Annotated in this window: 15 protein-coding genes and 1 rRNA gene; 12 read left to right on the top strand and 4 right to left on the bottom strand. The window is 31.3% G+C overall.

From position 1 onward, the window contains the following. The 3 genes from rrf to G0Q09_RS11240 form a co-directional block, all read left to right on the top strand. Nucleotides 1-77 (top strand): 5S ribosomal RNA (rrf, locus tag G0Q09_RS15265); the annotation flags it as partial. A 572-nt stretch (nt 78-649) separates the two neighbouring features. Further along, nucleotides 650-1,186, top strand: coding sequence for an RNA polymerase sigma factor (locus tag G0Q09_RS11245; RefSeq protein ID WP_257468200.1), 537 nt, complete (start codon nt 650-652; stop codon nt 1,184-1,186). A 24-nt stretch (nt 1,187-1,210) separates the two neighbouring features. After that, on the top strand, nt 1,211-1,627 hold the full coding sequence (locus G0Q09_RS11240) for a hypothetical protein (RefSeq protein WP_125350307.1): 417 nt from the start codon (nt 1,211-1,213) through the stop codon (nt 1,625-1,627). Nucleotides 1,628-1,633: 6 nt separating this feature from the next. Here the strand turns inward: G0Q09_RS11240 and G0Q09_RS11235 are convergent, their stop codons facing one another. From G0Q09_RS11235 to mnmC2, 3 genes are all read right to left on the bottom strand, one after another. Then, nucleotides 1,634-1,930: an ATP-dependent Clp protease adaptor ClpS gene (locus G0Q09_RS11235; RefSeq protein ID WP_180905936.1), complete on the bottom strand. Its 297-nt coding sequence runs from the start codon at nt 1,928-1,930 to the stop codon at nt 1,634-1,636. 6 nt (nt 1,931-1,936) lie between these two features. Continuing rightward, nucleotides 1,937-2,764: a 50S ribosomal protein L11 methyltransferase gene (gene prmA / locus G0Q09_RS11230; RefSeq protein WP_038336885.1), complete on the bottom strand. Its 828-nt coding sequence runs from the start codon at nt 2,762-2,764 to the stop codon at nt 1,937-1,939. 72 nt (nt 2,765-2,836) lie between these two features. Next, nucleotides 2,837-3,553, bottom strand: a complete 717-nt coding sequence (mnmC2, locus tag G0Q09_RS11225) for a tRNA (5-methylaminomethyl-2-thiouridine)(34)-methyltransferase MnmC2 (RefSeq protein WP_219034937.1) — start codon at nt 3,551-3,553, stop codon at nt 2,837-2,839. A gap of 80 nt (nt 3,554-3,633) precedes the next feature. On the opposite strand from mnmC2, the gene G0Q09_RS11220 reads away from it, so the two are divergent. The 3 genes from G0Q09_RS11220 (at nt 3,634) to G0Q09_RS11210 (ending at nt 6,307) form a co-directional block, all read left to right on the top strand. Next, nucleotides 3,634-4,695 carry a branched-chain amino acid aminotransferase gene (locus G0Q09_RS11220; protein ID WP_219034936.1) on the top strand — a complete coding sequence of 354 codons (1,062 nt, stop codon included), beginning with the start codon at nt 3,634-3,636 and terminating at the stop codon, nt 4,693-4,695. Between the two features lie 106 nt (nt 4,696-4,801). Beyond that, complete coding sequence (locus G0Q09_RS11215; RefSeq protein WP_219034935.1) at nt 4,802-5,824, top strand: DUF4407 domain-containing protein; 1,023 nt, start codon at nt 4,802-4,804, stop codon at nt 5,822-5,824. 54 nt (nt 5,825-5,878) lie between these two features. Continuing rightward, nucleotides 5,879-6,307, top strand: coding sequence for a hypothetical protein (locus tag G0Q09_RS11210; RefSeq protein WP_219034934.1), 429 nt, complete (start codon nt 5,879-5,881; stop codon nt 6,305-6,307). Nucleotides 6,308-6,339: 32 nt separating this feature from the next. Here the strand turns inward: G0Q09_RS11210 and folP are convergent, their stop codons facing one another. Next, on the bottom strand, nt 6,340-7,167 hold the full coding sequence (gene folP / locus G0Q09_RS11205) for a dihydropteroate synthase (protein WP_038336877.1): 828 nt from the start codon (nt 7,165-7,167) through the stop codon (nt 6,340-6,342). 53 nt (nt 7,168-7,220) lie between these two features. On the opposite strand from folP, the gene G0Q09_RS11200 reads away from it, so the two are divergent. From G0Q09_RS11200 to G0Q09_RS11175, 6 genes are all read left to right on the top strand, one after another. Then, a complete protein-coding gene (locus G0Q09_RS11200) occupies nt 7,221-7,769 on the top strand; it encodes a DUF1599 domain-containing protein (RefSeq protein ID WP_038336876.1) in 549 nt (182 codons plus the stop codon). Further along, a complete protein-coding gene (locus tag G0Q09_RS11195) occupies nt 7,766-8,887 on the top strand; it encodes a BT_3928 family protein (RefSeq protein WP_219034933.1) in 1,122 nt (373 codons plus the stop codon). Before G0Q09_RS11200 ends, G0Q09_RS11195 begins: the two co-directional genes overlap by 4 nt. A gap of 3 nt (nt 8,888-8,890) precedes the next feature. Next, a complete protein-coding gene (locus G0Q09_RS11190; protein WP_219034932.1) occupies nt 8,891-9,973 on the top strand; it encodes an ABC transporter permease in 1,083 nt (360 codons plus the stop codon). A 76-nt stretch (nt 9,974-10,049) separates the two neighbouring features. Further along, nucleotides 10,050-10,808, top strand: a complete 759-nt coding sequence (tpiA, locus tag G0Q09_RS11185) for a triose-phosphate isomerase (protein WP_219034931.1) — start codon at nt 10,050-10,052, stop codon at nt 10,806-10,808. Nucleotides 10,809-11,027: 219 nt separating this feature from the next. Further along, nucleotides 11,028-11,789 carry a hypothetical protein gene (locus G0Q09_RS11180; protein ID WP_038336870.1) on the top strand — a complete coding sequence of 254 codons (762 nt, stop codon included), beginning with the start codon at nt 11,028-11,030 and terminating at the stop codon, nt 11,787-11,789. Nucleotides 11,790-11,912: 123 nt separating this feature from the next. After that, nucleotides 11,913-12,827 (top strand): helix-turn-helix transcriptional regulator, encoded by a 915-nt coding sequence (locus G0Q09_RS11175; RefSeq protein ID WP_038336869.1) that lies wholly within the window; start codon nt 11,913-11,915, stop codon nt 12,825-12,827. Nucleotides 12,828-12,856: the final 29 nt, after the last annotated feature.

Below are 12,856 nucleotides of genomic sequence, written 5' to 3'. Positions count from 1 at the left end.
CCCATTCCGAACAGAGAAGTTAAGCCTGCCTGCGCCGATGGTACTGTTACTTACGGGAGAGTAGGTCGTCGCCAGTTTTTATCAAAAGCCTCAAGTGAACAACTTGAGGCTTTTTTTGTGGGTATACTTTTTTGTAAAATGTACAAAGTAAAATGTAAGCTACCACATCTCCAGACTATGTTTTATAAAACAAGAAGCTTGCTTTCATCCAACAAGAGTTTCTAATTAGTCAACTAGAAGCTTCTTCTTGATAAAAAGGAAGCTTCCTTTTTGCAACTAACTCAGAACTTACAACCAGCGTTAGGGAGAGTAGTCTAAATCCTTTTGTAGAAATTGGATTTTCTTACTTGTAATAGAATTTTATTCTACAAAAGATTGCAACGGATAGCCCGACCGAGCGATTTACATTTCTTGTTATTGAATTATTAAGAGATAATTGAGGGAGATTGTATAAATACGAGGAATAGAGCGAGTGAATGCCCAAATAAATTTTTCAATAGAAATATACTTTTATTGATAGGTTCATACTTAAGTATATGTGGAATATGGATTTGATTTCATAAAAAAAATATAAAATCTTGATTATGTTCAAAATTATTAGAAGTTTATCATTTCAAATTTAATAGCTTTACAGCTTAATATTATTCAATTGGATCAGAAAATATTAAATCACATTTTAAATAAGGATTGGGAACAAGCTTTTAAACTTCTTGTAAAAGATTATCATCAGAGAGTTTATTGGCAAATTCGTCGTATGGTTTTGATTCATGAAGATGCAGATGATATTGCTCAAAATGTTTTTATCAAAATCTATCAAAATTTGAATTCATTCAAAAATGAATCAAAATTATCGACATGGATTTTTAGGATTACTTATAACGAAACCATCAATTTTATTCATAAAAATGCTAAAGAACAAAATGTTTCGTTTGAAGATTATTCGATGAATATTGCAGATGATTTATCTACGGATGAGTATTTTACAGGAGATGAAATTGAGTTGAAACTACAAAAAGCGATTGCAAGTTTGCCAGAAAAGCAGCGCGTAGTATTTATGATGAAATATTATGATGAAATGAAATATGAACAAATTTCTGAAATTTCAGGAACATCTGTTGGTGCGCTAAAGGCGTCTTATCATCATGCAGTTACAAAAATTAAAGAATTTTTAGAGGATGAAGATTAAACCTTTTTAACTTTTTTTTGTCTTATGAATGATATGAAAGAAAATGGATTAAAAAATAATTTTAAGGTTCCAGAGAATTATTTTAAGAATTTAGAAGATGAAATTTATTTTAAAAGCTTAAAACAAAAGGAAAATTATACAACCCCTACTAATTATTTTGACGATTTAGAACAGTCAATTTTATCGAAAACTATTGATAAAAAAGAAACAAAAGTTGTACATTTCAATATTTGGTGGGCTGCTGCTTGTATATTGCTATTAGCATTGGTTGTAACTCCTTTTGTGATTAATTCTACAGAAAAATCTACAGAAGTTGTGGATACAAAAACAGAAAATCATGTTTACGAGAAGATCTATGATTCGTATATAGTGAGTGATCAAAACAAAAAATCGTCCAATGTAACATTAGACGATTCTGATTTTGCTTTATATGATTATTAAGAAATTCTAAATAATTTCTGCACTTAAACCTCGGTTCAATAATTCTGTGCATCGAGGTTTTAAATCTTCTAATTCACCCGTCAAGACTTCGCATTTACCTTTGTAGTGAATCAAAATAGAACATTGTTCCGCTTGCTCTGGCGTGTGTTCACAAACATCAATCAACGATTCGATTACCCAATCAAAAGTATTCACATCATCATTGTAAACAATAATTTGATATTTGTGTGATTCCTGTTCCAATACATCAACAGCCGAATCTTTTTCCGTTTCCCACATGGGTTGCGTTGCGTATTTTGTCATATCATTTTATTTTTTGAAATGTAGCGCAATCCACTCATTTCGTTGTTTTTTAGATACAAATTTCAAACCATTTTCTGTACAAAAAGCTAAGATATCATCAAAATCTTGCTCCATCAATCCACTTAAAAATAAATCACCATTTTCATTCAAAACATTGATGTAAGAAGGAATTTGACTGATTAAAATATTTTTGTTGATATTCGCTAAAATAATGTCAAACTGTTTGCTTCCCAAAAGTGAATTATCACCCATTTTCGCATCTAAACTAACACCATTTCGTTTTCCATTTTCGATAGAATTTTCCACAGCCCACTCGTCAATATCGATACATTCTGCATAATTTGCACCACGTTTCATTCCTAAAATTGCAAGAATTGACGTTCCACAGCCCATGTCCAAAATATCTTTTCCTGTAAATTCAGTTTCCAAGATATATTCTACCATCAAATGTGTTGTAGAGTGATGTCCAGTCCCAAAAGACATTTTTGGTTGAATGATAATTTCGTAAGGAATATTTTCAACTGTTTCGTGAAATTCTGCACGAATCAAACATTGGTCATTCACTAAAATTGGCGTGAAATTTTCTTCCCAAGTTGCATTCCAATTTTGTTGTTCAATTTCTTGACGCGTATAAGAAAAATCAATATTCTCGATAGAATCAATCACTTCTTTTACTTGGTCAATATTTTCGTCAGTTTTTGGCATGTAAGCATCAAAACCTTCTTCGTTTTCAACAAAACTTTCAAAGGGTAGTTCAGAAATCATTGCAATAATAATTTCATTAAAAGGCTCTACTTCCGCAACTTTAAATTTATATTCGATATAATTTGTCATAAAAAAATGTAGAAAACATCAAATTGTTTTCCAGCGCAAATTTACGATTTTTATAATTAATGATAAAGGAGATTATTTATCAAATGGAAAGTCCTTCAAACCAACCATCATTTCACGTTTTCCTGGAGGCCCAGGACGTTTTTGTACAATATAGCCCAAATCTTTCAAACCTCTTTTTATGGTTCCTTTCGCTGCATAAGTGGTAAAAATGGCAGATTTTTTAGTTAAAGAATCAACAATTTCTAACAATTCTTTTTCCCATAATTCTGGTTGAACACGAGAACCAAATGCATCAAAATAAACCAAATCAAAATTATTTTCGTTGATGTTTTTCAGATTGAAAAAATCTTCTTCTACTTTTTTAATTTCAAAATAGGGAGAAATTTTATGCCAATTTTCCCAATTCGAATGAAATAATTGTTGATAATAATCTAAAAATTCTTCTTTTCGATGTTCAAATTCCGGATAAAGTTTGAAAACATTTTCAAAATAATTCACCAATTCAAATTCTTCATCAGAAACTGGAAATTTTTCAATTCCAACATATTGCACTGGAGTTTTATGTTTTTCAGCTTCCATCAAAGTAATGAAAGAATTAAGTCCCGTACCTAATCCAATTTCTATAATTTTTATAGGATTTTTTGTTTCTGTAAAATGATGAAATCCATTTTTTATAAATACATGAAAAGCCTCTTGTACAGCGCCATGCTTAGAATGATAAGATTCATCCCAATCTTCAATATAGATAGTTTTAGATCCATCTTCCGTTTCTTGAATAATTCTTTTCATCGTCGAAAGTTATGATATTTATTATGAAAAAGTGCAAATAAAATGTACCTTTGATAAGCACAAACAAAATATATCATAAAATGATTATAGAAAAAATTGCTGAATCAAAATTTAACGATTCAGTTTTTAACTCTACTACTTTTGGGAAAGAGTTTACAGATCACATGTTGATCGCGCATTACAAAGATGGTAAATGGGATGAGCCAAAAATTGTTCCTTACGGACCAATTTCAATGACTCCAGCAGCGATGTCTTTCCATTATGGTCAAACAATTTTTGAAGGAATGAAAGCCTACAAAAATGATAACGAAGAAGTATTTATTTTCCGTCCAGAGAAAAACTTCGAGCGTTTTAATTTATCTGCGGCACGTCTTAATATGCCTCAAATTCCGAAAGAAATTTTTATTGATGGTTTAGAAGCGATTATTGATATCGATCGTCAATGGGTACCAAAAGATTACGGAACGTCATTATATATTCGTCCAGTAATGTTCGCAACAGAAGAAGCAGTTTCTGCTAGGGCATCTAACGAATATATTTTTGCTATTTTATTAGCTTATGCTCCTAATTATTACGATAAACCTTTATCAGTAAAAATTGCTGATTATTATAGTCGTTCAGCTCAGGGAGGTGTTGGTTTTGCAAAATGTGGAGGAAACTATGCTGGATCTTTCTTTCCAACTTCTGAAGCTCAAAAAGATGGTTATGATCAAGTAATTTGGACAGATTCTATCGAGCATAAATACATTGAAGAAGCAGGGACAATGAATGTGATGGTGCGTATAGGAAATAAAATTTTAACTGCGCCAACGTCTGAGCGTATTTTGAACGGAGTAACACGTGATTCTGTTTTAACATTAGCAAAAGATAGTGGATATGAAGTAGAAGTACGTCCTGTAGAAGTACAAGAATTGTATGATGCTTACAAATCTGGAGAATTAAAAGAAGTATTTGGCTGTGGAACAGCTGTTGTAATTACACAATACGATGCTGTTGGATTTGGTGAAGAGCGTGCTCAATTACCAACCTTAGCTGAAGAAGAATCTTTTGCATTACAATTGAAAAAGAAATTAAAAGATATTCAATACGGATTAGCAGAAGATCCTTATGGATGGAGAATTAAAATCGAAGAACAAGCTTAATCTGATTAAGTAAGTTTTTTTTAAAAATATAAGCTGACAATTTGATTGTCAGCTTTTTTTGGCATGATATTTAATAATATGTTATACAAAGTACTATATTTGCAAAATGAATGGACTACAGAAATTTTTAATCATCTGTTCAGGGAGTAGTCTTGAACTCTTGAAAAAAACACCAACAGATATCAATAAACATGTCGGTATTGGAGGTGTCATATTATTTACAGGAATTTTGGCGGCTTTGTCTGCTGGATATGCGCTGAATACTGTTTTTGATAATATATATGCAGCAACAGGTTTTGGTTTGTTGTGGGGATTGATGATTTTTAATCTTGACCGATATATTGTCACATCAATGAAAAAATCAGGTGGATTTTTTCGTCAGTTTTTTGTTGCTTTGCCACGTATATTGGTTGCAGTTTTATTAGGTATTGTGATTTCGAAACCGTTAGAATTAAAAATTTTCGAGAAAGAAATTAACAAGCAATTAAATATTATTGTTAATCGTAATAAAGCGGAATTACAAAAAGGAATTGATGCGCGTTATGCTGAATTGGGAACACCTTTTTCGAATGAAAGAAAAGAAATTTATGCAGAAATTGATAAATTAAGAAACGAGTATAATTCAGCTTCTACCGAATTGGAAAAAGAAGTTGTGGGTACACAAACTGAAACAACAACTGGTCGCGAAGGTTATGGACCAAATGCGAAACGAAAAGCAGAATTGAAAAAACAAAAAGCTGCCGAAATCGAAACCTATATTCAACAATCTGCGCCTCGTTTGGCTGAAATTAACAAAGAATTGGATCGATTGAATGTGGCGAAAGAGAAAGAAATTGATGCGGCGAAACCAACGGAAGAGAATTACAATGGATTTGCAGCTCGTATGCAAGCTTTAGATGAATTATCAGTTAATAATTCAATTTTAGGGACTGCAGCTATTTTTATAGCTCTTGTGTTTATCTCGTTAGAAACTGCGCCAGTTTTAGTGAAATTAATCGCGCAAAAAGGACCTTATGATTTTCTATTAGAAAAACATGAACATTCGTTCAAGATTTTTAGCAAAGAATCGATTCAGGTTATGGATATCAAATCTGAAAAACGTGTGAAACATGAGTTAGAAAAAGTATAAAATTGTAAAAAAGTAACTTCCGTTTGAAGTTACTTTTTTAATTTTGTAATAGATATGGAAATTTATAAAATAGAAATTTACGGAGAAGACGAAAACCAAATTCAACGAATGGAAGAGGTGATTGCTCCAATAAAAGATATACAGGATTATTTTTGGAAAATTCTTTGGGTTGATGGTGAAAGTGAAACGGACGAATATTCGGTTTTCGAATTGCAAGAAGTGATTGATCAACAAGACGGAATTTTTGTGGAATATGATCAGTTAGAAAGTTTGTGTTATAAAATGGAACATGTAACGGAGGCGTTGATTATTGGAGATAGAAAAGAAAATAATTTGCATGTAAATATTGAGGATGAAAATTTATACGACAACGAAGTTGTGTTTGAATTTGTGAAAGATTCACATTGGCAAATTTTGACTTCGGATATCAATATTGTTGATACGTTCAAAGTTTTCTTTCCAAATAGTAAAATCATTGATTAAAAATAAAAGCCACTTTTTAGTGGCTTTCTTATTTATTTTTGATTCAATTTTTGGAAAATTTGTAAGGTTTCTTTTGCTTCTCTTACATCGTGCACACGCAAAATTTTTGCACCTTTTTGTAACGCAACCATATTCAGGACAGAAGTTCCGTTTAAAGCTTCTTGCGGAGTTGTTTCGAATAAATTATAAATCATCGATTTTCTCGAAATTCCGATCAGCAAAGGAAAACCTTCAAAACCTAAAGCTTCCATTTTATTGAATAATTCATAATTATGATCCAATGTTTTTGCAAAACCAAAACCAGGATCTAAAATAATATCATTCACTTTTGCAGCTTTTAATTGCGCAATTTTTTTGGAAAAATATTCGTTTACTTCCAGCGTAATATCTGCATATTCAGGATTATTTTGCATTGTTTTTGGCGTTCCTTTCATATGCATTAAAATGTATGGAACTCGAAGTTCTTTGATTGCATCAAACATATTTTCGTCTAACTCCCAACCCGAAACATCATTTATAATAGAAGCACCAACTTTTACAGCTTCACGTGCAACATTTCCTCGAAAAGTATCAATCGAAATAATCAATTCTGGATATTCTTCAATAATTTTTTCGATAATTGGTGCAGTTCTATCAATTTCTTCCTGCTCCGAAATATTTTCTGCTCCAGGTTTTGTCGAATAACCACCAACATCAATCATATCGGCACCTTCGGACAAGTGTTTTTCAACTTTTTCTAAAATCAAATTCATCGATTGATTACTGCCACCATCGTAAAAAGAGTTTGGCGTTGTATTCAAAATTCCCATAATTTTAGGCTCGTTCAAATCAATCAAACGACCATTACAATTAATTGTCATATCTTAGAAGTTCTTTAAGCAATTTCAATTATTTTTGAAATCGAAACGAAATTATGAAAAATACCTCAATTCAATTTAAAGAAATCATCTCTGTTTGTCGAGATTTATATACAAAAAAATTACAAGATTACGGTCCAGCTTGGCGTGTACTGCGTTTGCCGTCTTTAACAGATCAAATTTTTATCAAGGTAAACCGTATTCGTACGTTGCAAGAAGCAGCGGAGCGTTTGGTTGATGAAGACGAAGAAGGAGAATTTGTGGCAATCGTTAATTATTCGATTATGGCATTGATTCAGTTGGAACTTGGTTTTGCAGATCAGCCAGATTTGACAGACGAACAAGCTATCGAATTTTATGATAAATATGCAACAATTGCGCACGATTTGATGATGAAAAAAAATCATGATTACGGTGAAGCTTGGAGAGATATGCGTGTAAGTTCGATCACAGATTTAATTTATCAGAAAGTTTTGCGCACAAAAAGTATCGAAGATAATAAAGGAAAAACAATTGTGTCTGAAGGTTTAGATGCAAATTATTTGGATATGATTAATTATTCGATTTTCGCAATGATTTTAATTAACGAAAAGAAAGCTTCATGAAATATTTAGTTCAATTTGCCCGAATTATAGTTGGTGTCATTTTTATAATTTCTGGATTTGTAAAAAATGTTGATCCAATTGGATTAAGTTTCAAATTAGAAGAATATTTTTCGCCAACAGTTCTTAATATTCCATTTTTAGAAGGTTTGAGTTTGCCTTTGGCAACATTTTTCTCCATTTTTGAAATTGTTTTAGGCGTTTTATTATTGCTTGGCGTTTGGAAAAGATTTACAACAATAGCTTTATTGTTAACGATTATTTTCTTCACATTTTTAACATTTTATTCAGCTTATTTCAACAAAGTAACCGATTGTGGATGTTTTGGTGATGCACTAAAGTTAGAACCTTGGACATCATTTTACAAAGATGTTGTGCTTTTGGTGTTGATCATTATTTTAGTGATTGGTCAAAAATATATCAAACCATTATTTGTCGAAAAAGCGAATTACGTAATCAATTTTATAACAATTTTAGGTTCTGCAATTATTGCTTATATCGGAATTAATCATTTACCAATTATCGATTTTAGACCTTATGCAGTTGGCAAAAATTTAATTGAAGGAATGAAATCTCCCCAAGAGTTAGGTTTGAAACCAACAACGTATAAAACGATTTACACCATGAGAAATAGTGTAGATGGAAAAGTGGTAGAAATTGATGATGCGCAATATATTGCCGATGATAAGTGGTATAAACATGGAACGCCTTGGGTGATTGAAGCGGATAAAACACGTACAATTGTAGAGAAAAAAGGGTACGAACCACCAATTCATGATTTTAATTTTGATTGCAATGGAGTTGATAAAACGTCTGAAATTTTAAATGCCCCGAAAGCGATTGTTTTTGTCATTCCATTTGTTGAAAAAGTAAATGATAAACAAATTGCGAAATTAAATACTTTAGGAAAAGAAGCGAAAGCAAAAGGTTTTATTGTAACAGCGGTTTCGAATAATCCAATTAAAGGTTTAGAATTGGAAAATTGTTTTATGGATCAAACGACGATGAAAACAATTATTCGTTCAAATCCTGGAGTGATGATTTTAGAAAAAGGAACGGTAAAAGCGAAATATCATGACAACAATTTTCCTTCAATTAATCAATTAGAAGAATTATTTTAAAAAGTGATTAATTATATTTTAAATAAAATTTTCTACGGATTTCTGACACTTTTTGGAGTGGTGACTGTAGTTTTTCTATTGTTTTCGGTTCTTCCTGGTGATCCTGCACGTATGATGCTTGATCAAAAAGAAGATCCTGAGCAATTGGCTCAAATTCGAAAAAACTTAGGTTTAGATCAACCTTTATGGAAACAATATGCTTTTTATTTAAACGATCTTTCACCGATTTCTTTTCATAATATTGACGAAAACAATACAACATATACTTCATTAAGTTCTGATAAATACAATTACACAAAATTGATAGATTTCGGAACAAATGAAATGGTTTTGAAAACGCCTTATTTACGTGAATCTTTTCAAAAACAAGGAAAAAGCGTCAGTACAATTATTGGAGAAACTTTACCAAATACAATGGTTTTGGCAATTGCAGCCATTATTATTGCAACGATAATTGGTGTTGTGTTGGGAATTGTTTCTGCTTTGATGAAAGATACATGGATTGACAGAGTTTTGTTGGTCGTAACAAGCTTTGGTATGAGTATTCCGTCTTTCTTTTCGGCAATTATCATTGCCTATATTTTTGCTTTTTTAATGCATGATATTACAGGGCTGAATATGATTGGAAGTCTATATGAAGTGGATGATTTGGGAGAAGGAAAACATTTGATGTTGAAAAATTTAATTCTTCCAGCAATTACATTAGGTTCGCGTCCGTTAGCGGTTTTTACGCAATTAACACGAAATTCGTTGTTAGAAGTTTTGAACCAAGATTATATCCGAACAGCTTTTGCAAAAGGACTTTCTAGAAAAACGGTGATTACAAAACATGCATTACGAAATGCTTTAAATCCTGTAATTACAGCAATTTCAGGTTGGTTTGCGTCGATGTTGGCAGGATCGGTTTTTGTGGAATTTGTTTTTGGTTGGAATGGTTTAGGAAAAGAAATCGTAAATGCATTAAATACATTAGATTTACCAATTGTGATGGGAGCTGTTTTAGTGATTGCTGTGATGTTTATTGTGATTAATATTTTGGTCGATATTCTTTACGGAATTTTAGATCCGCGCGTTCGCATAAAATAAATCAGTAATAATTTCACGATAAATAATTATCTTGCAGTAAATATTAAAACCAAAATCAAATAAAATACACTTTTTTATGCGTGATAGAATAGTAGCAGGAAACTGGAAAATGAACTTAAATTATGAAGAAGCAATTCATTTAGCAACAAACCTTAATGCTTGGGTGGCAGATAATCATCCAATTGCACAAGTTATAATTGCGCCTTCTTCTATTTATTTACAAACATTGTTAGAAGCTGTAGATGAGCAATATGTTAAGATTTCTTCGCAAGATATTTCTGCTCACGAAAAAGGAGCGTATACAGGAGATATTTCAGCAGAACAATTGGATAGTATCGGATTAGATTTCGCTATTATTGGGCATTCTGAGCGTAGAGAATATCAAGGAGAAACAGATATTGTAATTGCTGAGAAATTAAAACAAGCTTTTAAACATCAAATTAATCCAATTCTTTGTGTAGGAGAAAAATTAGAAGAACGTGAAGCTGATAAACACTTTGAGGTTGTAAAAACCCAATTAATGGATGCTTTAGTTGCTCAAAAACCAGAAGATCTTTCTCGTTTGATTATTGCTTACGAACCAGTTTGGGCAATTGGAACTGGAAAAACAGCTACACCAGAGCAAGCGCAAGAAATTCATGCATTTATTCGTAAAGTTTTGAATGATGAATTTGGCGTAGAAGTCGCGAATGATACAAGTATTTTGTACGGAGGAAGTGTAAATGCACAGAATGCGAACGAAATTTTTGCTCAACCAGATATTGACGGCGGTCTTGTTGGTGGTGCTTCATTAAAATATGATGATTTTGTGCAGATAATTGCTGCATGTAAATAATATAAAAGCTCAACTTAGTTGAGCTTTTTTTATGTTTTATATTTTCTAAATTTTGAAAAATAATAAATTTAACTCCTCTGAATCCCTTATAAAATAAGTCAATTAAGAAAACTATAACATTTATTAGGATTAATTAAGAGTTTTCGGAACAGTGTCTGCAAAGTTCTAAAATGTACTAACTATTTAAAAAGTATCATTTTTAAACAAAACACATTTATTATGAAAAAATTGACGCAAGTATTAGGAGTCGTAGCAATAGGGTTAGTTTCTTTCTCTTTTACTACAAAAAATGAAATAAAAGTTCCTACAACAGAAATTACAAATAAAGTTGTAGAAGATGCACCAAAAGTTGTCATTTTAGATATTGTAGATAATATCGCTGTAGAATCAGGAACAAATATCGCATCAGAATTTAAAACAAAGTTAGAATCTTTGAATAAAGAAAATGTTCAGGTTCTTTTATGGAAAGATTTAACGAAAGGATTAAAAGATGAAGAGAAAAGATCAATCATCGATAGTTTAAAACCTGAGTTAATCATGACATTAAATTTTGAAAAAACTGATGATAATACAAATAAAGTTGCCGCAGTTGTTTTTAAACAAAATGTTGCATTTAACGAAACAGTTAAAGTAGCAAAAGAGTTAACAGAAAACTTAAATTCAACAGCTGTTAAAAATGACGGAGTTTATCAAAACGAATCAAATTATATTCAAGATAATGCTGCACCATCAATTTTCTTAAGCGTAAAAGTGAAGAATGAACCAACTTCTAACGCAGAAATTGTTGATAAACTTTCTAATTTCATCGAAACAGCGAAAGTTGAAGATAGCACAACTCCAGTTGAAATAACATCAGAAGTAGTAGTAGATTCAGCGGCAGCTACGGTAGACTCAGCTACAACAACAATAGAAGCGGCGGTACAAGATGTAAAAGCAGCTACGAAAGATGCAAAAACAAAAGTAAAAAAATCTAAAAAATAGAATCCGTTTTTTCGAATATTTCATTTTTATTAATGAAGAAAAAGTAACATTTTGTAATGAAATGTTACTTTTTTTTGTTTTTAATTACAGATAACTTAAGTTTGCTCAAACACTTCCAATTCAATGTCAAAACAAGGTTATATCGCGCGTTATTTCAATATTGTTCGTAAATTATCACAACAAAAATATTGTTCTTATGAAGATTTAGAGCGTTTTTTGGAAAGAGAATTTGAAATGCTTCAACTTAATGATGATACATTAGAGTTTAATTTCTCTAAACGTACATTACAGCGCGATATTCAAGAAATCAGAAATATATTGGGAATTGATATAATGTATAGTCGCAGTCAGCGTGGATATTATATTATTCAAGACGATTATAGCTCTGATTTATTTCTGAAAACTTTAGAAGAAATTAATAGTTTTTCTGCTTTGAAATTGACAAATTCGCTCGAATCTATTGTGTATTTGGAAAAAAGAAAGCCAAAACGCGCCGAATTTTTACCAGATATTGTACAAGCAATTCAAGGAAAAAAGAAAATTGAATTTCATTATCAAAAATTTGGAGAGGAAAAAGAAACGATTCGTAAAGTTTCTCCAATTGCAATTAGAGAGCACAATAACCGATGGTATTTGATTGCGGATGATAAAGGAATTGTCAAAAATTTTGGTTTGGAACGAATGAATAAAGTTTTGATTCTTAGAGATAAAATTGATGATAATATCGAGTTTAATTACAATGATAAGTACAAATATTCGTTCGGGATTATTGTTCCAAGTTCAGAAAAACCAGAAAAAATAGTGCTTTCTGTGACCAAAAAACAAGCGGCCTATTTAGAATCTTTGCCTTTGCACGAATCCCAACAAATTTTAGAAACTAAAAACGATGAAGTTTTAATTGGTTTAGAACTATTTTTGACCGAAGATTTTATCAGCGAAATTCTTTCTATGAGTCGTTCAGTTACAATTATCGAACCTAAAAAATTGAAAGAAAAAGTCAAAACAATTTTGAAAGAAACGTTAGAGAAATATAATTAGCGAGTTTCGAATTTCGAAACTCGCTTTAT

This window comes from Empedobacter falsenii (assembly GCF_019308355.1).
GTDB classification, from domain to species: domain Bacteria; phylum Bacteroidota; class Bacteroidia; order Flavobacteriales; family Weeksellaceae; genus Empedobacter; species Empedobacter falsenii_B.
This window is presented reverse-complemented; position numbering and strand designations above follow the sequence as displayed.